The organism is Sinomonas terrae (genome assembly GCF_022539255.1).
In the GTDB taxonomy this organism is placed as follows: Bacteria; Actinomycetota; Actinomycetes; order Actinomycetales; family Micrococcaceae; genus Sinomonas; species Sinomonas terrae.
This window is the reverse complement of record NZ_JAKZBV010000001.1, coordinates 708,192-728,213: the sequence shown is the minus strand read 5'-3', so window position 1 is coordinate 728,213 and position 20,022 is coordinate 708,192. Positions and strand designations below refer to the sequence as shown.

Sequence of the window (20,022 nt, the reverse complement as noted above, 5' to 3'; positions counted from 1 at the left end):
ATGATGTGACGCAGATCACAGACGATCCGCGGCCTACCCCAGGAGACATCATGGACACTCGCAGCCGTTCCTCCTTCTCCCCCTCCCGCCCTCTCCCACCCATTGATCGACGAACTGTCCTGAAGACGCTCGGCCTCGGCGCCGTCGGTCTGGCAGGCGTCCCGCTCCTCTCGGCCTGCACCGGTGGGGCGGGGCCTGCAGGCGGGTCCAGCAAGTCGCTCACGTTCGGCTCATCGGCCTCGGACGATGTTCCCAAGCGCGCCTACCAAGCCGTCGTGGACGCTTTCCAGAAGAAGGAGAGCGCGACGGTCACGGTGAACACCGTTTCCCACAATGACTTCCAGAACAAGATCAACTCCTACCTCGAGGGCAGCCCGGACGACGCGTTCACGTGGTTCGCCGGCTATCGCATGCAGTACTACGCGGGGAAAGGCCTCCTGGCGCCCATCGACGACGTATGGCAGCAGATCGGCTCGAACTTCTCCGACGCCCTCAAGAAGGCCTCGACTGGGCCAGACGGCAAGATGTACTTCGTCCCGAACTACAACTACCCATGGGGCTTCTTCTACCGAAAGAGCTTCTGGAGCGAGAAGGGCTACGCGGTCCCGACGACGTTCGACGAGCTCAAGACCCTCGCCGCCAAGATGAAGGGCGACGGGATCATCCCCATCGGCTTCGCCGACAAGGATGGCTGGCCCGCGATGGGCACCTTCGACTACATCAACATGCGCCTCAACGGCTACCAATTCCACGTGGACCTGTGTGCGCACAAGGAATCCTGGAACCAGCCCAAGGTGCAGGCTGTCTTCGACACCTGGAAGGCGCTCCTGCCCTACCAGGATCCCGGCGCCCTTGGCCAGACCTGGCAGGATGCCGCCCAGTTCCTCGGCCAGAAGAAGACGGGCATGTACCTTCTCGGCTCCTTCGTCACGCAGCAGTTCACCGACAAGACGATCCTCGACGACATCGACTTCTTCCCGTTCCCTGCCATCGCGGTCGAGGGTCAGGACGCGATCGAGGCGCCTATCGACGGCCTCCTGCTGTCGAAGAAGGGCGGCCAGAACCAGACCGCCAAGGACTTCCTGCAGTTCATGGGAACACCGGAAGCCCAGAACACCTACTACTCCATCGACTCCTCGAACATCGCGACGGCCAAGGGTGCCGACACCTCCAAGTTCACCCCGCTCAACAAGAAGTGCGCCGATGCGATCGCGAACGCGAAGCACATCAGCCAGTTCTTCGACCGGGACGCCCTCCCGGCCATGGCGAACAACGTCATGATCCCGGCGCTTCAGTCCTTCATCAAGGACGGGACCGTGGACATCAAGAACCTAGAGTCCCAGGCGGCGTCGCTCTACGCGGCCCAGTAGAGCTCCCTCCGAAGCCCAGCGACTGCCTGCGCGGGCGGACGCCCACTCCCGCCCGCGCCGGCCCAACCCTGCAGGAAGCACGATGCCAAGAATCCGCAAGGTTCGCCGCCTCTCGACCCGCGACAAGATCGTCCTGACCGCCATGGTGGCCATCCCGACGCTGATCGAACTCGTCTTCGTCTGGCTGCCCACCCTCTTCTCCATCGGCCTCAGCTTCACCCGCTGGAACGGCCTCGATCTCACCGACATCCACCCCGCGGGACTGGCCAACTACCAATACGTTGCCCAGAACTACCCGCCGTTCTGGCCCGCAGTGCAGCACAACATCCTGTGGCTCCTCTTCCTCGGGATCATCGCAACCCCGCTCGGGCTCCTGCTCGCCGTCCTCCTCGACCAGCAGATCCGCGGGAGCCGCATCTACCAGAGCATCTTCTTCGCTCCGGTCATGCTCTCGCTCGCCCTCGTCGGCGCCATCTGGCAGCTCTTCTACCAGCGCGACCACGGCCTCCTGAATTTCCTCCTCGGCACAGCGGGCACCCCCGCCGCCGTGGATTGGTTCGGCGACAGCAACGTGAATATCTGGGCCGCCCTGGTCGCCGCGACATGGCGGCACGCGGGCTACGTCATGCTCCTGTATCTAGCGGGGCTCAAGGGCGTGGACCCAGCACTCAAAGAGGCTGCGGCCATCGACGGCGCCAACGCGTACCAGACCTTCTTCCGGGTGGTCTTCCCGGCCATGCGGCCCATCAACATCGTCATCGTGGTCATCACCATCATCGAATCGCTCCGCGCCTTCGACATCGTCTACGTCATCAACCGCGGGACCAACGGCCTCGAACTCATCTCCGCGCTCGTCATTCAGAACCTCGTCGGCGAGGGGCAGGTCATCGGCGTCGGCTCCGCCCTCGCCACCATCTTGCTCGTCATCTCACTCGTGCCGATCATCTTCTATCTGACCCGCACCTTCGGGAAGGAAGCGAAAGAGCAATGAGCGTCATCGCAGCACCTTCGATCAAGGAGGCCCCCAAGGCGACGGGAATCGGTGGATCTCGGCCCAGGCGCCACTACGCCACGCACCTCATCCTCATTGTCCTCGCGGCGATGTGGCTCCTGCCGCTCGGATGGTCCGTCTACACCGCGCTGAGGCCCATCGCCTCGACCAACCAGTATGGCTACTTCAGCCTTGCGGGCCCCTACAACTTCGACAATTTCATCGCTGCATGGAACCAAGGCGGCTTCTCGAAGTACTTCTTGAACTCCGCCCTCATCACGGTCCCTTCAGTCCTGCTGACACTGTTCTTCTCGTCGCTCATGGCATTTGCCGTGAGCCGCGTGAACTGGAAGTTCAACATCACCCTGCTCATCCTGTTCACGGCCGGAAACCTGCTGCCCCCGCAGGTCCTCGCCGCGCCGCTGTTCCAGATGTTCAAGCACCTGAACCTCCCCTACTGGTTCAGCGACTCGGGAACTCTGCTCAACACCTACATCTCCGTCATCGCCGTTGACACGGCCTTCCAAATCGGCTTCTGCACGTTCGTGCTCTCGAACTACATGAAGGCCCTCTCCTCGGACCTCACCGAAGCGGCCCTCGTGGACGGTGCGGGCATCTGGCGGCAGTACTGGTCCATCATCATGCCCCTTTGCCGTCCGGCCTTTGCCGCGCTGGGGACCCTCGAGGTCATCTTCATCTACAACGACTTCTTCTGGCCGCTCCTCTTCATCCAGAGCGGTGACCGCCTCCCTGTCACAACCGCCATCAACAACCTCCAAGGCGTGTTCCTGAGCAACTACAACCTGCTGGCCGCCGGCGCGACCATCACGGTCATCCCGACGCTCGTGATCTACCTCGTCCTCCAACGCCAGTTCGTCGCGGGCCTGACGCTCGGCGCGAGCAAGGGGTAGCCATGCTCGCCGCCGCACGTCAGTCAGCCATCCTCGACGCCGTCCACCGAGAGGGCGTCGTGAAGGTCGCCGATCTGGCCCATCGGCTCGGAGTCTCCGCCGTGACAGTCCGCCGGGACATCGACGCCATGAGTGATTCCGGCCTGCTCACCCGCGTGCATGGCGGCGTGATGATCCAGGGCGAGGTGGGCACGCATGAGCCGGGCTTCGCGCTCAAGTCGACTCAGCGGCTCGAAGAGAAGGCAGCGATCGCACGGGAGGCGATGAGCCTCGTGACGGAGGGGATGGCGGTCGGCATCACGGCAGGGTCCACGACGTGGATGCTCGCCCAGGCACTCTCGACGGGCCCGCGGATCACGGTGCTCACCAACTCGGTGCGCGTGATGGAGGCGTTCGACACGTCGTCGTCCGGCTCGACCGTGCTCCTCACGGGCGGTGAGCGAACGCCGTCGGACGCCCTCGTAGGTCCGCTCGCGACGTCGTCCATTCGGCACCTGCATCTCGATCTGCTCTTCCTCGGCGTCCATGGGATGGACGAGCGCGCTGGCTTCACGACGCCCAATCTGCTCGAGGCGGAGACAAATCAGGCGTTCGCGGCCTCATCTCGGCGTCTCGTCGTCGTTGCGGATCACAGCAAGTGGGGCGTCCAAGGAATCGGCAGCATCTGCGGATTCGACGAGGCAGACTGCCTCGTCACGGACCACGGGCTTCCTGCCCCGGCCCTCGGCTATCTGCGGGAACGCATCCCTTCCGTCCGCGTCGCCTAGCGGATTCCGTCTAGCCCAATAAGGCGTCGCCTCCCGCGGGTTGCAGCCCGCGGGAGGCGACGATCAATGCGGCTTCCGAGGAAGATTTGGTCAGCGCACAGTCACGCTGCCGACCATCCCCATGCCGTCATGGAACTGGCAGAAGTAGTTCCACGTCCCACTCTGGGTGAACGTGACGGAGAAGGTCGACGGCCCTCCCGCAATCGCTGGCAGCATCGTCCCGGAATCAACGAGTTTGCCGTTCTGCTGAAGGGTCGTGAACGTCACGGTGTGCGGCACAAACGTTTGGTTGGCGCTCATGTCGAACGTCACGGTCGTTCCGGGCTGCACCACGTCACGAGGCCAGATGTACCGCATGATCATGGCCATGCCGTCGCTCGCCCCAACGTAGACGTGCGTCGGAGTTGCCTTGTCCGCTGTGTCCTCCCACAGATCCTTGCCGTCGGCGATGATCTGCTCGGTCCGCTCCGCAGCCTGCTGATCGTAGTAGGCCTGCGTGTGCGGGTAGGAGGCGTGCGGGCCGTGGACGTGCACGGTGATGGACATCATCTGTCCGTGAATGAGGCAGTAGAAGGTGAAGTTTCCACGGGTGGTGAACTTCTGCACGTACGACGTCACTGAAGGGAATTCCGGCGACGGCATCGTGGTGATGATCCCAGAATTGGTCCACTGGGCATTCGGATTGAAGACAGGGCCTCCAACGCGCGGCACAGCGTCCGCGAGGACATTGTTGACGGTCGTGGGCGGGACGGGTGGCGTCCCATAGCTCACCGTGTGGATCTCTGCGCTGTTGGCGACGAAGTTGATCGAATCGCCCTGGTCGATCGTGATGCTGCCCGGAAGGAAGCTCATTCCTTGAATGGCCATGTCTGGGGACTGCTCGCCGACGAGGACCTTCCAGGTGACCGGGGCGGAGTGGTCATCGGTGTCGGACGCCTGGGCGGGCGCCGTTCCGAAGAGGCCGATCAGCAGGCCGGCCAGAGCGACGACGACGGCGAGACGGCGCCGATGGGGTGGGAATGACATGGGGGTGCTCCTCGCAAGAGGTGCGTGCCGGGCCCGTCCAGCGCGGACGACGGCGGGTGGCTGGCGCGCGCCGAGCGCACGCCGAGAGCGGACGGCGCGACACGATGCCCAGCTTCACCGGGTAGACGCCGATGCGACTCCGAGACCTCGTCGAGGATAGGGTGCCGGTCCCTCTGTCCCCCGGGGACCTGCGTCAAGGGTAGGCCTCCTATCGGCATCCGGCAACGCCCTGCCCGGCTTAGGATCGGAACCATGACCGAGCCCACTGTCTCCCCCGCCCCTGCCCGCTCGAGCATCCTCGTGGTGAACGGCCCGAACCTGAACCTCCTCGGCACGCGCGAGCCCGAGAAATACGGGACCGCCACCCTCGGCGACATCGAACGGCTCTGTGCTGGAGCGGCCGACGCCCACGGGCTCGAATGCGATTTCGTGCAGTCGAACCACGAAGGTGCCCTCGTGGACGCGATCCACCAGGCGCGGCAGGCCGCCCTCGGCCTCGTGATCAACGCGGGAGCGTACACGCATACGTCGGTCGCAATTCGCGACGCGATCTCAGCCGTCGAGCTGCCCGCCGTCGAGGTGCACATCACGAACGTTCACGCCCGCGAGCCCTTCCGGCACCACTCCTACCTGAGCGACGTGTGCCGGGCCGTCATCGCCGGCGCGGGCCCGCTGGGCTACCGCTTCGCGATCGACTACCTCGCGGAGCTCACGCGCGACCGCAACGTCTGAGGCTCTGCACCCTGACCGTGGCTGGGCCCTGACCGTGGCTGAGCTCCTCGGGCGTGGCGTACAACGGGCCTACTTGCGCGTGCACTGCCCCGGCTGGACCGGCTGGGAAAGTGATGGGGCTTGGTCCGCCACAGGCCGCACCTCGGTCATCGTGATCGCATAGCCCACGTTCGTGGTGTTGTCCGACTTCGCGAAGACGATCCCCGTCACGGACCCGTCGAGGGTCAGGAGCGGGCCGCCCGAGTTTCCCTGCTGCACGTCGCCCGCGATCTGGTACACGACCTTCGGCACCGCATTGGCGCCGTAGATGTCAGGGGCGAGCACCGTCGTCGTGCCTTGGATGGCGGCGGGCCGCATCTGGAAGGGACCGCCGAGCGGGTAGCCGCCGAACGCCGCGGAGGTTCCGCCTTGGCTGTTGCCCGTGAGGCGGAGGGGCGGAAGCGGGAGGTTGTCGACGGCGAGCACCGCGAGGTCGTGGACGCTATCGAAGTAGACCACGCGGGCTGTGCGGACGCCTCCGTCCTGAAGGTCGACGACGGGCTCCTGCACTCCTGCGACGACGTGGGCATTCGTGATGACCCGGTTCGGCGCCACCACGAAACCGCTGCCCGTCTGGTTCTGGCCGCACTGATACGCGGTTCCGGTGATCCGCACGATCGACGTCGAGGCAGTCCTGAGCGCCGTCGAGTCCGTGTTCTCCTGCGGGATCGGCACGGGCCGGAGGGGACCGATCCCCTCGATGATCCGGGGAAGCGTGTCGCCGAGGACGAACGCGCGCAGCTGTGCTGCCTCAGCCTTGACGGGGTCCGGCGTGAGCCCGTTGATGGCGGTGATCACGCGGGAGGATGCGAGCTGCTGCGACAGCACCGGAACCCCCACGGTCGAGACCGTGAAGGCCAGCATCGACATGACGAGCGCCGCGACGGCGACGTTTGCGATCCCGCCGAGGACCCGGTCCACCACGCCGAACGACTTCCACGGAATGTTGCGTCGCACCTTCCGCCCGAGAGTCGTCCCCACCGCGTTGCCCGCGACCATGAGGAGGATCGCCGTGATGACGACGGCGGCAGCGCGCCATGAGTTGTCGGAGAGCCATTGGCTCACGAGAGGCACGGCGAAGAAGGCCGCAGCGCCACCCACCAGAAAACCGATGATGCCGCCGAGGCTTACGAGAAATCCCGCCCGGACCCCATATACGAGGTAGCCGATCAGGACCACCACGAGAACGAGGTCTAGGAAGGCCGTGTCGAACATTGCGCTCAGTCTATCGGCGCGTGCTGGGGTCAAGCTGGGCGCGGCGGAGGTGGCGCGTTCGTCACAAACCCTTGCAAAGTCTGGAAGAATGAGGCCCAGCGCTAGGACTGGCTATTGACTAGGAGACTGAATTGGACATCGAGGTACTTCGCCGTGCGCCGCTCTTCGCAACTCTCGACGACGAGGCTTTCCGCCTTCTGACCGATGAGCTCACGGAGGTCGACCTCTCCCGCGGTGCCTCGGTGTTCCGCGAGGGCGATCAGGGCGATCAGATGTACTTCATCGTCTCCGGCAAGATCAAGCTCGGCCGCACCTCGCCGGACGGGCGCGAATCGCTCCTCGCGATCCTCGGCCCCGGCGAGCTGTTCGGCGAGATGGCCCTCTTCGACCCGGCTCCGCGCACCGCAACCGCGACCGCTGTGTCCGAGACGCGGCTCGCCGGCCTCAAGAATGATGCTCTCGTGGCCCTCCTCCGCGCCCGCCCCGAGGTCTCGGCCCAGCTCCTCCAGGCCCTCGCCCGCCGCCTCCGCCGCACGAACGATTCGCTCTCCGACCTCGTCTTCAGCGACGTCCCCGGGCGTGTCGCCAAGGCCCTCCTCGACCTCGCGGACCGCTTCGGCCGCCCTGCGACCGACGGCGTCCTCGTGGCCCACGAGCTCACTCAGGAGGAGCTCGCGCAGCTCGTCGGCGCTTCGCGCGAGACCGTGAACAAGGCCCTCGCCGAGTTCGTGCAGCGCGGGTGGATCCGCCTCGAGGCGCGCGCCGTCGTCATCCTCGACATGCCGCGCCTGCGCCAGCGCTCCCGCTAACCCCACCGTCTCGGGTACACCAACTCCCTCCCCAGACCATCTCGGGTACGGAAACTCGACGGCCGGCGCCTTCTGCAGCGGAAGGCACCGGCCGTCGTCGTTCATTTATCTGTACCCGAGGTGGGCCCAGGGGAGATTATCTGTACCCGAAACGCCTCAGGGGGCGAGTAGCCGTACCCGAAATGGGCTCAGGGGAGATTATCTGTACCCGAAACGCCCCAAGGGGCGGGTAGCCGTACCCGAAATGGGCTCAGGGGAGATTATCTGTACCCGAAACGGTGGGGCGGGGGACGGCCGAGAGGGCAGCCGTTGCCGGGGCCGCGGTGGGCGCCTCGACGCGGAGCCACAGGGTGCCGTCCTCCTGCTCGAGCTGCGCCTGATAGGTGTGCGTCGAGCGCTTGAGGTTCAGGTACGCGATGCAGCCCTTGGCCTTGGCGATCTTCTCGAGGATGATCTCGCTCGCCGGCACCAGGAGCTCGGCCAATGCCAGGCCCTTGGTGTCGTCCTCGCCGACTTGATCGCCGAAGGCCGAGGTCTCACGATCCTTGAGGACCCGCGCGGGCAGCACCCACTCGCCCCACACCCCACGGCTCGGAAGGAGCATCGGAGTCTGCCCCACGGGAAGCGTCGCTGCGAAGTAGCGGGTGTCGAAGCGACGGTGGGCGAAATCGGGCGAGACCCAATGCACGAGCGGCCGCAGGAGGTCGGTCCGCAGGCCGAGGCCGCGCTTGGCCATGAGGTCCGCGAAGCTGATTTCCTCATTGGCCACGGCTTCGCGGGCACGCATCCATTCGGCGGTGCTGGTGCCCTCGACCACGGTCGTGGCGTCCGAGCCTGCGAGGAGCACGCCGGTCTCCTCGAAGAGCTCCCGGATGGCTCCCACGACGTGGGCGCGCGCGATGGAGAACTCCTCGACTCCGAGCATCTCGGCCCATTGGCCCACAGAGGGGCCGAACCAGTCGAAGGTGTCGTGGTCGGCGTTCTGCACAGAGCCGCCGGGGAACGCGACGACCCCGAGCGGTGAATCGCCGGGGCGGTAAGCGAGCCACGTCTCCGTGCCTTCGGCCGAATCCCGGACCAGTACTACGGAGGAGGCCAGCCGAGCGGTCCGCGGCGGCCGGTCCGCCTCCTCAAGCCAGCTGCGCGCCGCCCCCTGAAGCCGCTTGGGGACGATGAAGCGGCGGCTATGCGAATTCTGCAATCAACTCCACCTCGACCGGTGCGTCAAGCGGCAATACCGCGACGCCGACGGCGGATCGGGCGTGAGCGCCCGCATCGCCAAACACCTTGCCGAGCAGTTCCGAGGCGCCATTGACGACGCCGGGCTGCCCGGTGAACGACGGATCAGAGGCCACGAAGCCCACGACCTTCACGATGCGCGTCACGCGGTCGAGGTCGCCGATCTGAGCCTTGACCGCGGCGAGCGCGTTGATGATGCAGAGCTCTGCGTAGCGCTTTGCATCGTCGGCGCTGACGTCGGCGCCGACCTTGCCCGTGGCAGGCAGCTCGCCCTTGACGAAAGGAAGCTGGCCGGACGTGTAGACGAAGCCTCCGGCCACCGCGGCGGGAACATATGCGGCGACGGGCGCGGCCACTTCGGGCAGGTTGAGGCCGAGGTCCGCGAGACGACGTTCGACGGCGCTCGCGGCTTCAGTCCCTGCCGTGCCGGCCTGTGCTTCGCTCATGCCTGCTTCTCCCTCTTCATGTACGCCACCAGTCCGTTTCCGCCGGGGCCAGGAACAACCTGGACGAGCTCCCAGCCGTCCTCGCCCCACTGGTCGAGGATCTGCTTGGTCGCGTGGACAATCAGCGGTACGGTCGCGTACTCCCACGTGGTCATAAAATCCAGAGTAATCGGTCCCGGTAGACTGCCCTACATGGCGTCTGGCAATAACCCGCTCTTCGACACTGCCACAACGCTCGGCAAGATCCTCGCTTTCCTTGGCGTCAGCGCGATCTGCGGAGTGCTCGTGGCGGGCCTCATGGTGCCCGCTGCCGCGGTCACGGGGAGCGCTGCAAACGGCTCGGTACAGTTCTTCAACAGTCTGCCGAGCGAACTCACCGTAACCCCTCCCGGCCAGGTGACGAAGATCCTCGCCTCTGACGGGTCCCAGATTGCAACGCTTTTCAGCGAGAACCGCACGCAGGTCCCCCTCGACCAGATGTCGCCCAACATCAAGAACGCGATCGTCGCGATCGAGGACTACCGCTTCTACCAGCACGGCGGCGTGGACATGACGGGCATCCTCCGTGCGCTCGTCTCGAATGTGCGTGGCGACAAGCAGGGCGCCTCCACCCTCACGCAGCAGTATGTGACCAACGTCATCAACGAGAACCTCATATCGCAGGGCAAGCAGGCCCAGGTGGTGCTCAACGGGCAGAAGGGCGTGGGAGACAAGCTGCGCGAGATGAAGCTCGCGATCGCGCTCGAGAAGCAGTACTCGAAGGACCAGATCCTTCAGGGCTACCTCAACATCGTCTTCTTCAACAGCAACGCCTACGGAATCCAAGCAGCGAGCCAGTACTTCTTCTCTGAGGACGCCAAGGACCTCACGCTCCCGCAAGGCGCCCTTCTCGCGGGTCTCGTGAACAGCCCCTCGGGCTACGATCCAACCCAGCACCCGCAGGCATCCAAGGAACGCCGCGACCTCGTCCTCGACGCGATGCTCCAGCACGGATACATCAACCAGAAGCAGCACGACGACGCCGTCAAGACCCCCATCCAGCTCAAGGTGAACCCGCCGAAGCAGGGCTGCGCCTACGCCTCCCAGGCTCAGTACTTCTGCGACTACGTTGTAAACCAGATCCAGAACGATCCCGCTTTCGGGGCCACGACGGACGACCGCGTGCAGAAGCTCACGCGCGGCGGTTTGACGATCAAGACCACGCTCGACCCGCGGCTTCAAGGCCCCGCTCAGCGGCAGGTCGATTCGACGGCGGGGGCGAACCCTGACAAGTGGTCTTCCTCCCTGGTGACGGTCCAGCCGGGCACCGGCAAGGTCCTCGCGATGGCTCAGAACACCAGGATTGTCGCCGGTCAGGGCGCTGACTTCCTCACGTCATACAACTTCAACGTCGACAGTGCTGACGCCAACGGCAATCCGCTGGGCGGCATCGGCGGCATGCAGCCGGGCTCGACAATGAAGCCCATCACCCTTGCTGCATGGCTCAACGAGGGCAAGCCGACGAACCAGATCGTCAATGCGGCACAGCGAAGATACCCCGCCAACTACCCGTGGAAGACCACGTGCCAAAAGGTCGTGGGCATCTATGACTCGACGGTGCCAGGCTCAGAAGATCTGCAGAATGACGAGCCCAACTGGTACCGTCCGATGTCGGTCCGCGAGGGCATCTACCAGTCCATCAACACGGCAACCTTCGCTTCGGCTGCGGCCCTGAATGACTTCTGCGACATCCAGCGGGCCTCCGACGCGATCGGCATGCATCTCGGCTCGGGCAAGAACGAGAAGCTCGACATGTCGACCCTGGGCAACCTGCTCGGTGGCTCGAATGTCTCGCCGATGACCATGGCGAACGCGTTCGCGACGTTCGCGAGCAACGGCACGCTCTGCCAGCCCATGTCCATCACCGAGGTGGACGACTCTCAGGGCAAGAAGATCGGCGGGCAGAACCAGAGCTGCCAGGCGAACGCGCTCAACCCTGACGTCGCGAAGGCCGTGACCAACGTCCTCCAGGACGTTCTGACGAAGGGTTCGGGCTACAACATCAAGGACGCCAACGGCCAGACGATCAAGCTCGGCGTTCCTGACGCGGCCAAGACCGGCACCAACCAGTACAACGGCCAGACCTGGGTTGTCGGTTACACGAAGGGGCTCTCCACCGCGTCCTTCTTCGGCGACGCGTTCAAGCCCGCTGGCCACGTCGGCCAGAATGTCACGATCAACGGGCGCTTCTACCAGAGCGTCGACGGCGCCTACATCGCCGGCCCGCAGTGGGCGCTCTACATGCAGCAGGCAGCGCCGCTCTACGATCACGGTGACTTCGACGCCCCGCCGCAGAACCTGATCACGGGCGCTTCGCAGCCGCAGTTCCAGACGCCGAGCAACTCGGATCAAGGCAACGCGGGCCAGGGCGGTGGCACCACGGGCCAGAACCAGACGGTTCCGTTGCCGACCACGGCGCCGCTGCCGACCACCTTCCCGCAGCCTGCCCCGCCTGCAGCCCCGACCAAGGGCAAGAGGGGCTGATGGCCGCCGTCGGAGGGTCCGTCCCCGCTCAGAGGGGAGCCCTCTCCCGCGCGCTCCAGAGCACGACGGCGGCCCTCGCCACCGGGGCGAAGCGGGCGGGCATCCTGGCCGGCATGGGGGCCGCCGCTGGAGCCGCTGCTGCGGCCTACGGCTGGTGGGAGAAGGATCAGTTCCGTCTCCGCGAGGAGACCGTCCCGATCCTCCCGAAGGGTTCGGCCCCGATCCGTGTCCTGCATCTGAGCGACATCCACTTCGTGCCGGGGCAGGCGAAGAAGGCGGCTTGGCTCTCAAGCCTCGCCGACCTCTACCCGGATCTCGTGGTCAACACGGGCGACAACCTGAGCCACGTCGACGGCGTCGCCCCGCTCCTCGAGGCGCTCGGCCCCCTCCTGCGCTTCCCGGGCGTCTTCGTGCCCGGTTCGAACGACTACTACGCACCCATCGCGAGGAACCCGGCGTCGTACTTGCTCGGACCCTCCAACCGCCGGCCCCTCCCCGATCGCGTCGAACTCGACTCGAAGGAGCTCTTCGGCGGCTTCGGCGCGGCCGGATGGATCAACCTGACGAACCGCTCACAGTCGGTGATCTTCGACCGCCTGAGGTTCGACTTCTCGGGGGTCGACGATCCGCACCTCAAGCGCGAGCAGTACGCCGACTGGCCACGCGGTTCCTCCGGTCACGACCGGGATCCGCACGTGAAGATCGCTGTGATCCATGCGCCGTACCAGCGGGTGCTGGACCACTTCACGGACACGGGGGCGGACCTGATCCTCGCCGGGCACACCCACGGCGGCCAGATCTGCCTGCCGGGCTACGGAGCGCTCGTCTCGAATTGCGACCTCCCCACCTGGCGCGCGAAGGGCCTCACGAAGTGGGAGCACGCAGACAACTGGGCCCAGCTCAACGTCTCGGGTGGGATCGGGACCTCCCGCTTCGCGCCCATCCGCATCGCGTGCCGCCCTGAGGCTGTCCTGCTGACGCTGACTGCCAAGCCCTGAGCCTGCTCCCACACAGCGGGCGCATGGCGTAGGGTAGTTGCCACAGCTAACTACTTCTAGCCGGAGGTGTGAGCGCCGGCATGCCTGTACAGGGCCCCGCCAGTCACCAGATTTCCTTCCGCAGCAGCCTTGCCCGGTTGGCCCCGGAAGCCCGTCCCATTATTCCGAGGCTTCTCGCTGGCCTCGGGGTCGGGCTCTCGGCATCTGTCCTCGCCGTGCTCGTCCCGCAGGTCTTCCGCGCCGTTATCGACGCACTGCTCCGCCCGGGCGCCGGGCCCTCGGCGGTGGTCTGGGCGTCCGCCGTCGTGCTCGTCATGGGAGTCTTCGAAGCGGTCCTGACGTTCCTGCGGCGGCTCTTCGTGCTCGACCCGGCGACGAATGTCGAGGCGTCGCTGCGCGTCAAGATCTACCGGCATCTGCAGCTGCTCCCCGTCTCGTTCCACGACGGCTGGGGCTCGGGCCAGCTGCTCTCGCGTGCGATGACGGACCTCAACATGCTCCGCCGCTGGCTCGCCTTCGGCGCCATCTATCTCGTCATCTCATTCGCGACGGTGATCGTCGGCATCTCGATGCTGTTCACCATCTCGTGGCAGCTCGCGCTCATCTTCCTCGCGGCCGCCATTCCGATCAGCATCTACAGCTTCCGCTTCCGCCGCCAGTACGTCGCAGCCTCGCGGCGGAGCCAGGACCAGGCGGGCGATCTCGCGACGGCCGTCGAGGAGTCCGTGCACGGGATCCGGGTCCTCAAGGCCTTCGGACGGAGCCGGGAAGCGCTCGAGAATTTCGCGCTTCAGGCCGAGGGCCTGCGGGAGACGGAGGTCGCGAAGGCCCGCCACCTCGCGGTGTTCAGCATGGTCGTGACGCTGCTCCCCGAGCTCGCGCTGGGCAGTGGGCTCATGGTCGGGCTCTGGCTCGCGGCGACCGGGCAGATCACGGTCGGGGCGCTCGCGGCCTTCTTCGCAACCGCGGCGGCCGTTGCGAACCCTGTCGAGATGTCCGGGGCGCTCGTGGGCATGGCCCTCACCGCCAAGACGGCGATCGACCGCCACTACGAGGTCATGGACGAGCCCGTGACCATCACCGACCCCGCCGGTCCCGTCGGTCCTGCCGATCCTGCCGGTCCCGTCGGTCCTGCCCGCGCAGGCTCGCGGCCGCCGTCGTCCGCCTCACACGGTGCGCTCGCCTTCCGCGACGTCCGCTTCGCCTATGAACCGCCGCGGCCAAGCCGCACGACGGCGAGGCCCGCTCAAGCGGCAAAGCAGGCGCCGCGCCGCGCCGCCGCGCACGACGACGGCCGCCCCGTGCTGCGCGGCATCGACCTTGAGCTCGTCCCCGGCGAGACGATGGCCCTCGTGGGGATCACGGGATCGGGCAAGAGCACTCTGCTCCAGCTCGTCCCGCGCCTCTACGAGGTAAGCGGCGGCGCCGTCGAGATCGACGGAGTCGATGTCCGTGACCTCCCCCTCGCCGAGCTGCGGCGCATCGTCTCGGTCGCCTTCGAGGACACGACGCTCTTCTCGAGCTCCGTCCGCGACAACGTGCTCCTCGGCGCCCCCGTCCGTGAGGGGGCCGAAGCCGAGGCCCTCCTCGATGAGGCGCTCGACGTCGCGCAGGCGCAGTTCGCCTACTCGCTCCCTGATGGGCTCGACACGCGGATCGGCGAGGAGGGGCTGAGCCTCTCGGGCGGCCAGCGGCAGCGCATCGCGCTCGCCCGGGCCATCGCGGCGAAGCCGTCCGTCCTCGTTCTCGACGACCCGCTCTCGGCGCTCGACGTCGCGACGGAGGAACGGGTCGAGGGGCGCCTCCGCGAGGTGCTCGCCGAAACGACGACGCTCATTGTCGCCCACCGCCCGTCAACGGTCGCCCTCGCGGACCGCGTGGCTCTCCTGAGGGATGGCGAGATCGACGACGTAGGTACCCACTCGGAGCTCCTCGCCCGCAACGCGCATTACCGCTACGTCATCGCGAGCCTCGACACCGAGCCGCGCGATCTCGACTCCGGGCTCGACCCTGACGACAGCCTGGACGATCTCGAGGAGGCACGATGAGCCCCGCTCCCCGCACCGCTCCCGCTACCCAGCGCGCGGGCGTCGGGCAGGATCACGCGGAAGACGCCGTCGACCTCACCCGCGAAGACTCCCGCGCCGTCCGGCGCCGCTCGCTCCGCCTCCTGCGCGACCTCATCCACCCGGTTCGGGTGCGCTTCTGGGCGACGCTCGGCATGGTCGTCGTGTCGCAGGCGACGAAAGCCGCCGGCCCCGCCATCATCGCCTTCGGCATCGACAACGCCCTGCCCGCGCTCATCCATGGCAACTCGCTGCTCGTGTGGCTCGCCGGCGCCATGTACCTCGCCGCTGCCCTGACGACAGCGGGCCTCACCGCCGGTTACGTGACCTCGACGGCGAAGCTGAGCCAGACGATGCTCCTCGACCTCCGCGTCCGTGTGTTCCGCCACACCCAGCGGCTGAGCCTCGACTTCCACGAGCACTACACCTCGGGACGGATCATCAGCCGCCAGACCTCCGACCTCGAGGCCTTGCGCGATCTCCTCGACTCCGGCGTGAGCTCCCTCGTCTCGGGCGTCCTCTTCATGCTGTTCACGGCCGGAACCGTGTTCCTCCTCGACTGGCTGTCGGGGTTCATCATGCTCGCGGCGGCCGTCCCGATGTTCGCCCTCGCGCGCTGGTACCAGATCCGCTCGCAGATCGCCTACCGCGCCTCCCGGGTCGCGTCAGCGCGGCTCATCGTGCACTTCGTCGAGACCATGACCGGGATCCGTGCGGTGAAGGCGTTCCGCAAGGAGCCCGAGAACAACGCGGAGTTCGGGGCCCTCACGGAGGACTACCGCAAGGTCACAGCCCGCTCGATCCAGCTCAACGGCATCCTGCAGCCCGGCCTCGTCCTCATCGGCAACGTCACGGTCTCCGTCGTGCTCCTCGTGGCTGGCCTTCGCGTGCTCGACGGTGCCCTGGCCGTCGGCGTCCTCCTCGCCCTTGTCCTTTCGGTCAAGCGGTTCTACCAGCCCATTGCGGACATGGCCATGTTCTACAACTCCTTCCAGAGTGCCCAAGCGGCCCTCGAGAAGGTGTCCGGCCTGCTCGAGGAGGTCCCGACGGTCGTCCCGCCGCGGGACCCGGAGCCTCTCCCCGACCCCCGGGGCAGCATCCGCTTCGACCACGTCGAATTCCGTTACGGCGACGGCCCCGTGGTGCTCCCCGAGTTCAGCCTCGACATCCCAGCCGGCCAGACCGTCGCCCTCGTGGGCGCGACGGGGGCCGGCAAGTCCACGCTCGCGAAGCTCGTCGCGAGGTTCTACGACGTCTCCTCAGGCACACTGACGCTCGACGGCGTCGACCTCCGGCGCCTTTCGACACCCGACCTGCGCCGCGCCGTCGTCATGGTCACCCAGGAAGCCTTCCTATTCAGCGGCTCGGTGGCGGACAACATCGCCTTGGGGCGTCCGACGGCGACCCGCGACGAGATCGAGGCCGCCGCCAAAGCGGTGGGTGCCCACGAGTTCATCTCGGCGCTGCCGGAGGGCTACGACACGGACGTCAACAAGCGCGGCGGCCGGGTCTCGGCCGGCCAGCGCCAGCTCATCTCGTTCGCACGCGCGTTCCTCGCGGCGCCCGCGGTCCTCATCCTCGACGAGGCGACTTCGTCGCTCGACATCCCGTCGGAGCGCCTCGTGCAGGCCGGCCTCTCGAACCTGCTCGCCCGGCGGGGGCGGACGGCCATCATCATCGCTCACCGCCTCTCGACGGTGGAGATTGCCGACCGGGTGCTCGTTGTGGACGGCGGCCGCATCATCGAAGACGGCACGCCGGAGGAGCTCATCCGCGGTGGCGGGCGCTTCGCCGCCCTCCACGGAGCGTGGCGCGAATCCCTCGTGTAGGCCGTTCGGCTTCCGTCCCTGAAGGCAGGGGCGCGATTTCACGTGCGGGTCCCAAATCGGGTATTCTGTATGAGTTGCTCGGGGGAACCCAGTCAGGAACCCAGCCAGTATGGGAAACCATACGGGGAAGCCAGCAACGGATCGGGATGTAGCGCAGCTTGGTAGCGCGCTTCGTTCGGGACGAAGAGGTCGCAGGTTCAAATCCTGTCATCCCGACCGGTTGAACAAGGATGGCGCCGAGGAATCGGCGCCATTTTTGTTGCCGGGGCTTATCCACATAGCCACCGGCCCCGGGGAACCGCGACCCGCGTCCATGGAAGAATCGAGGACGACGGGTCAGGAGGGCACCATGAAGATTCTGATCGCCGCGGACTGGCATCGGGACGCCCACTGGGCGGTCGAGACCATCAAGGCAGCACGCCAGCAGGGGTTGCGGCATCTCATCCATCTCGGAGACCTGGGTGTCTTCTGGCCCTCCGACTATCCAGAACTCCCCGGCCGCACGAACCGTTTCGGAAGGGCCTACGGTTTCACGCGCTCCCTGTCGGACGCGGTCCGCGACGCGAACATGCGGTTCATGTTCATCGACGGGAACAACGACAACCACGAATTCCTCGCCCAGTTGCCGCGGCGCCGAAGCGGACTAGCAGAAATGATGGGGCTGACGTACCTCCCCCGCGGCACACGGTTCCGTCTGGGCGGGAGGCGTTTCGGAGCGTTGGGCGGGGCCTATTCAGTGGACCGCCGGCAACGGCGCCATCACGTGGACTGGTGGCCCGAGGAGGAGGTCACGGCTGACGACGTCCGCCGCCTCGGCGATGGGCGGCTGGACGTCCTGCTCACCCACGAGGTGCCCTCGGGGGTGGAACTGCCAATCCCATTTCGGCTTCATCCGGACACGGCCCTCGCCGCCGATCGCAGCCGGCAATTCGTGCAGGCAGCGGTCGAAGCCACGCGGCCTGCCCAGATGTTCTCGGGCCACTGGCACCTGCGCCTCACGGTTCCTGTCCCGGGGACCGATACGCTCCTGCATGTCCTCGACATGCAGCGCCGCCTCGGCAACTCGATCGTCCTCGACACGAAGACCCTCAGTGTCGAACAATTCGTCCAAATGCCAAGCCAACGGGACGGACAAGCCCAGCAAGAGTCTCAAACTTGAGCTGGCCCTTGACACGTTTGTCAAGGGACGGAGCGAGGATTTGACGGCCCGCCAGACAGGAAAAGCCCCGTCCATCGGCAGACGGACGGGGCTTCCTGGCACTTCTCTGGACCCGCCAGATCAACAGCGGATCTTAGACGAGGGCAGGACCCTCACCGAAGTCGAATCAGAAGGTCGACTTCATCGGGTCGGGCCAGTTGCCAATAGCGGTGGCCTTCATCGGATCGGGCCAGTTGCCAATAGCGGCGGCCTTCATGGGGTCAGGCCAGTTGCCAATAGCGGCGGCCTTCATGGGATCGGGCCAGTTGCCGATCGCCGTAGTCTTCATGGGGTCGGGCCAGTTGCCAATAGCGGTCGGGGCAACGGAAACGCCTCCAACTGCCAGCGCGCCGATGAGGGCGAATGACGCAGTCAGCTTCTTGAGCATGTCGTGTCCTTAGTTGTAGCGGGTGCAATCGGGCAGAGCGTGCTTTGTCGTGATTGACACCCCAAGTAAAATAACATCCACAGCAGGTGTCAAGCCGCTAGTCTATCGCCTTACCCCCAAGCCACTGGGTGGGGGGCCAAGTCGAGGAGGAAGTTGTGGGGAGCGGATTCGGCGAGAAGTTGCGAGCCGAGCGTCTCGAGCGTGGGCTGACGCAGGCGGAGCTCGGGAAGGACCTGTACTCGCCGAGCTACATCTCGCTCCTTGAGACCGGGCGCCGCGAGCCAACCCCTGAGGTAATCCAGGAGCTCGCGCGTCGGCTCGAACTCGCGCCAAAGGCGTTGGAGGCCTGGAGCCAGCCAGTCACGGCAAATGACGCCGAATACGTCCTGGCCGGCCTCTATGCGCGGCAGGCGTGGGACATGCGCGACTACGCCCAGGCTGCGAGCCACGCCGCCACCGCTGCACAGTTCGCCCTCGAGGCGAAGAACAACAGCGCGTGGTGGAACATGACCTATATGCAGGCCGAGTGCCTCATGAAGCAGGGCCAACTCGCCGAGTGCCAGCGGATCGTCCAGCACCTCCTCGAGCACCCCATCATCGCCGAGTCGGACGGCCTCGCAGTGCGCGCACACCAGATGCTCGCCGCGGTGTCCCACGGCCTCGGGCAGCTGGGCACCGCCGTCGAGCACGCGCGGGAGGCCGTGCGCCTCGGCGCCCAGCTTCCTGCCGGCTCCACGATCTACATCGGCGCCCTCCGCGCCCTCATCGGAGCGCTCGCCGAAAGCGGGCGACTCGACGAGGCGTGGGACTACTGCCGCATCCTCGGCACGCTCGTCGACGAGGAGTCCATGGGGCAGCTCTCGGGCGAAGTCGAGTGGGTCATCGGCAACGTCGCGTTCATGCGCGCGGACTACGAGGAGGGCGTCAAGCACCACGAGCGAGCCGCGAAGCTGCTCTCCCCCGCCAACGACATCGAGCTCTGGGCCCGCTTCAACAAGGCCTCGGCCGCCGTCCGCCTCTCGGGAGGGATCGTCGAGCCCGAAACCCTCGCCGCGATCGAACGCGCAGAGCTCGCCCTCTCGATCGTGGGCGGCTCGAGGCCCGAGCAGCTCGAGGTTGCCTTCATCCGGGCCCGCTGGCTCTACCTCAACGGCCAGATCCCGGAGGCGATCGAGCGGCTCAAGGAGATCCACTCGGAGAAGACGATGCTGGGGCGGCACACCGCCGGCGAGGTCGCGCTGCTCTACGGCCGGGCCCTCAAGGCGCTCGGGCGCAACGATGAGGCCCTCGAACTGCTCAAAGACGCCCGCGAGCAGTTCAGCTATGCGGGAGCGTCGGAGAAAGTCCAGCAGACCATGGACGCGATCCTTGAGATCCGGCTCGCCCAGCAGCGGGCCGGCGACTAGACCCAATCAGGCGACTAGACCCGATCAGGAATTGTGGGCCGGCGTCCAATGGGCCGCCGGCCCACGCAC

At 66.4% G+C, this 20,022-nt stretch carries 18 protein-coding genes and 1 tRNA gene; 13 read left to right on the top strand and 6 right to left on the bottom strand.

What is annotated here, in order from left to right; translation table 11 throughout:
• The first annotated feature begins 50 nt into the window (after positions 1–50).
• The 4 genes from L0M17_RS03390 to L0M17_RS03375 all read left to right on the top strand — a co-directional run bounded on the left by L0M17_RS03390 (position 51) and on the right by L0M17_RS03375 (position 4,039).
• Positions 51–1,370 (top strand): ABC transporter substrate-binding protein, encoded by a 1,320-nt coding sequence (locus L0M17_RS03390; RefSeq protein ID WP_241051229.1) that lies wholly within the window; start codon positions 51–53, stop codon positions 1,368–1,370.
• An 82-nt stretch (positions 1,371–1,452) separates the two neighbouring features.
• Entirely contained in the window at positions 1,453–2,361 is a 909-nt protein-coding gene (locus tag L0M17_RS03385; RefSeq protein WP_241051227.1) for a carbohydrate ABC transporter permease, read from the top strand.
• Positions 2,358–3,272, top strand: a complete 915-nt coding sequence (locus L0M17_RS03380) for a carbohydrate ABC transporter permease (protein ID WP_241051226.1) — start codon at positions 2,358–2,360, stop codon at positions 3,270–3,272. Before L0M17_RS03385 ends, L0M17_RS03380 begins: the two co-directional genes overlap by 4 nt.
• A gap of 2 nt (positions 3,273–3,274) precedes the next feature.
• Positions 3,275–4,039 (top strand): DeoR/GlpR family DNA-binding transcription regulator, encoded by a 765-nt coding sequence (locus L0M17_RS03375; protein WP_241051224.1) that lies wholly within the window; start codon positions 3,275–3,277, stop codon positions 4,037–4,039.
• 90 nt (positions 4,040–4,129) lie between these two features.
• On the opposite strand, the gene L0M17_RS03370 is transcribed toward L0M17_RS03375, so the two are convergent.
• Positions 4,130–5,065, bottom strand: coding sequence for a cupredoxin domain-containing protein (locus L0M17_RS03370; RefSeq protein ID WP_241051222.1), 936 nt, complete (start codon positions 5,063–5,065; stop codon positions 4,130–4,132).
• 252 nt (positions 5,066–5,317) lie between these two features.
• Here L0M17_RS03370 and aroQ point away from each other — a divergent pair, with 252 nt between their 5' ends.
• Positions 5,318–5,797 carry a type II 3-dehydroquinate dehydratase gene (gene aroQ, locus L0M17_RS03365; protein ID WP_241051221.1) on the top strand — a complete coding sequence of 160 codons (480 nt, stop codon included), beginning with the start codon at positions 5,318–5,320 and terminating at the stop codon, positions 5,795–5,797.
• Positions 5,798–5,866: 69 nt separating this feature from the next.
• On the opposite strand, the gene L0M17_RS03360 is transcribed toward aroQ, so the two are convergent.
• Complete coding sequence (locus L0M17_RS03360; protein ID WP_241051219.1) at positions 5,867–7,051, bottom strand: MarP family serine protease; 1,185 nt, start codon at positions 7,049–7,051, stop codon at positions 5,867–5,869.
• 131 nt (positions 7,052–7,182) lie between these two features.
• Between L0M17_RS03360 and L0M17_RS03355 the strand changes: the two genes are divergently transcribed.
• Positions 7,183–7,860: a Crp/Fnr family transcriptional regulator gene (locus L0M17_RS03355; protein ID WP_043119506.1), complete on the top strand. Its 678-nt coding sequence runs from the start codon at positions 7,183–7,185 to the stop codon at positions 7,858–7,860.
• 250 nt (positions 7,861–8,110) lie between these two features.
• Here the strand turns inward: L0M17_RS03355 and L0M17_RS03350 are convergent, their stop codons facing one another.
• From L0M17_RS03350 to sp36, 3 genes are read right to left on the bottom strand one after another with little or no spacing between them, the layout of a single operon-like run.
• Positions 8,111–9,061 carry an NUDIX hydrolase gene (locus L0M17_RS03350; protein ID WP_241051211.1) on the bottom strand — a complete coding sequence of 317 codons (951 nt, stop codon included), beginning with the start codon at positions 9,059–9,061 and terminating at the stop codon, positions 8,111–8,113.
• Complete coding sequence (locus L0M17_RS03345; RefSeq protein ID WP_241051209.1) at positions 9,045–9,545, bottom strand: RidA family protein; 501 nt, start codon at positions 9,543–9,545, stop codon at positions 9,045–9,047. The genes L0M17_RS03350 and L0M17_RS03345 overlap by 17 nt, the downstream gene beginning before the upstream one ends.
• Positions 9,542–9,700 (bottom strand): Sp36 family protein, encoded by a 159-nt coding sequence (gene sp36 / locus L0M17_RS03340; RefSeq protein WP_138414528.1) that lies wholly within the window; start codon positions 9,698–9,700, stop codon positions 9,542–9,544. The genes L0M17_RS03345 and sp36 overlap by 4 nt, the downstream gene beginning before the upstream one ends.
• A gap of 37 nt (positions 9,701–9,737) precedes the next feature.
• Between sp36 and L0M17_RS03335 the strand changes: the two genes are divergently transcribed.
• From L0M17_RS03335 to L0M17_RS03310, 6 genes are all read left to right on the top strand, one after another.
• Complete coding sequence (locus tag L0M17_RS03335; protein ID WP_241051207.1) at positions 9,738–12,068, top strand: transglycosylase domain-containing protein; 2,331 nt, start codon at positions 9,738–9,740, stop codon at positions 12,066–12,068.
• 113 nt (positions 12,069–12,181) lie between these two features.
• Positions 12,182–13,066 (top strand): metallophosphoesterase, encoded by an 885-nt coding sequence (locus tag L0M17_RS03330; protein ID WP_241056290.1) that lies wholly within the window; start codon positions 12,182–12,184, stop codon positions 13,064–13,066.
• A gap of 80 nt (positions 13,067–13,146) precedes the next feature.
• The gene (locus tag L0M17_RS03325; RefSeq protein ID WP_241051205.1) at positions 13,147–15,114 is read left to right on the top strand and encodes an ABC transporter ATP-binding protein; all 1,968 of its coding nucleotides are present in this window, start codon (positions 13,147–13,149) and stop codon (positions 15,112–15,114) included.
• Positions 15,111–16,961 (top strand): ABC transporter ATP-binding protein, encoded by a 1,851-nt coding sequence (locus tag L0M17_RS03320; RefSeq protein WP_241051203.1) that lies wholly within the window; start codon positions 15,111–15,113, stop codon positions 16,959–16,961. Before L0M17_RS03325 ends, L0M17_RS03320 begins: the two co-directional genes overlap by 4 nt.
• Positions 16,962–17,103: 142 nt before the next feature.
• A tRNA-Pro gene (locus tag L0M17_RS03315) sits at positions 17,104–17,177 on the top strand.
• Between the two features lie 133 nt (positions 17,178–17,310).
• Positions 17,311–18,120: a metallophosphoesterase family protein gene (locus L0M17_RS03310; RefSeq protein WP_241051201.1), complete on the top strand. Its 810-nt coding sequence runs from the start codon at positions 17,311–17,313 to the stop codon at positions 18,118–18,120.
• Between the two features lie 166 nt (positions 18,121–18,286).
• Here the strand turns inward: L0M17_RS03310 and L0M17_RS03305 are convergent, their stop codons facing one another.
• Positions 18,287–18,547, bottom strand: a complete 261-nt coding sequence (locus L0M17_RS03305) for a hypothetical protein (RefSeq protein ID WP_241051199.1) — start codon at positions 18,545–18,547, stop codon at positions 18,287–18,289.
• Positions 18,548–18,702: 155 nt separating this feature from the next.
• Here L0M17_RS03305 and L0M17_RS03300 point away from each other — a divergent pair, with 155 nt between their 5' ends.
• The gene (locus L0M17_RS03300) at positions 18,703–19,953 is read left to right on the top strand and encodes a helix-turn-helix domain-containing protein (protein WP_241051197.1); all 1,251 of its coding nucleotides are present in this window, start codon (positions 18,703–18,705) and stop codon (positions 19,951–19,953) included.
• Positions 19,954–20,022: the final 69 nt, after the last annotated feature.

Coding starts and splice junctions, on each gene's coding strand:
- L0M17_RS03390 (WP_241051229.1), top strand. CDS start 51: ATGGACACTCGCAGCCGTTCCTCCTTCTCCCCCTCCCGCCCTCTCCCA.
- L0M17_RS03385 (WP_241051227.1), top strand. CDS start 1,453: ATGCCAAGAATCCGCAAGGTTCGCCGCCTCTCGACCCGCGACAAGATC.
- L0M17_RS03380 (WP_241051226.1), top strand. CDS start 2,358: ATGAGCGTCATCGCAGCACCTTCGATCAAGGAGGCCCCCAAGGCGACG.
- L0M17_RS03375 (WP_241051224.1), top strand. CDS start 3,275: ATGCTCGCCGCCGCACGTCAGTCAGCCATCCTCGACGCCGTCCACCGA.
- L0M17_RS03370 (WP_241051222.1), bottom strand. CDS start 5,065: ATGTCATTCCCACCCCATCGGCGCCGTCTCGCCGTCGTCGTCGCTCTG.
- aroQ (WP_241051221.1), top strand. CDS start 5,318: ATGACCGAGCCCACTGTCTCCCCCGCCCCTGCCCGCTCGAGCATCCTC.
- L0M17_RS03360 (WP_241051219.1), bottom strand. CDS start 7,051: ATGTTCGACACGGCCTTCCTAGACCTCGTTCTCGTGGTGGTCCTGATC.
- L0M17_RS03345 (WP_241051209.1), bottom strand. CDS start 9,545: ATGAGCGAAGCACAGGCCGGCACGGCAGGGACTGAAGCCGCGAGCGCC.
- sp36 (WP_138414528.1), bottom strand. CDS start 9,700: ATGACCACGTGGGAGTACGCGACCGTACCGCTGATTGTCCACGCGACC.
- L0M17_RS03335 (WP_241051207.1), top strand. CDS start 9,738: ATGGCGTCTGGCAATAACCCGCTCTTCGACACTGCCACAACGCTCGGC.
- L0M17_RS03330 (WP_241056290.1), top strand. CDS start 12,182: ATGGGGGCCGCCGCTGGAGCCGCTGCTGCGGCCTACGGCTGGTGGGAG.
- L0M17_RS03325 (WP_241051205.1), top strand. CDS start 13,147: ATGCCTGTACAGGGCCCCGCCAGTCACCAGATTTCCTTCCGCAGCAGC.
- L0M17_RS03320 (WP_241051203.1), top strand. CDS start 15,111: ATGAGCCCCGCTCCCCGCACCGCTCCCGCTACCCAGCGCGCGGGCGTC.
- L0M17_RS03310 (WP_241051201.1), top strand. CDS start 17,311: ATGAAGATTCTGATCGCCGCGGACTGGCATCGGGACGCCCACTGGGCG.
- L0M17_RS03305 (WP_241051199.1), bottom strand. CDS start 18,547: ATGCTCAAGAAGCTGACTGCGTCATTCGCCCTCATCGGCGCGCTGGCA.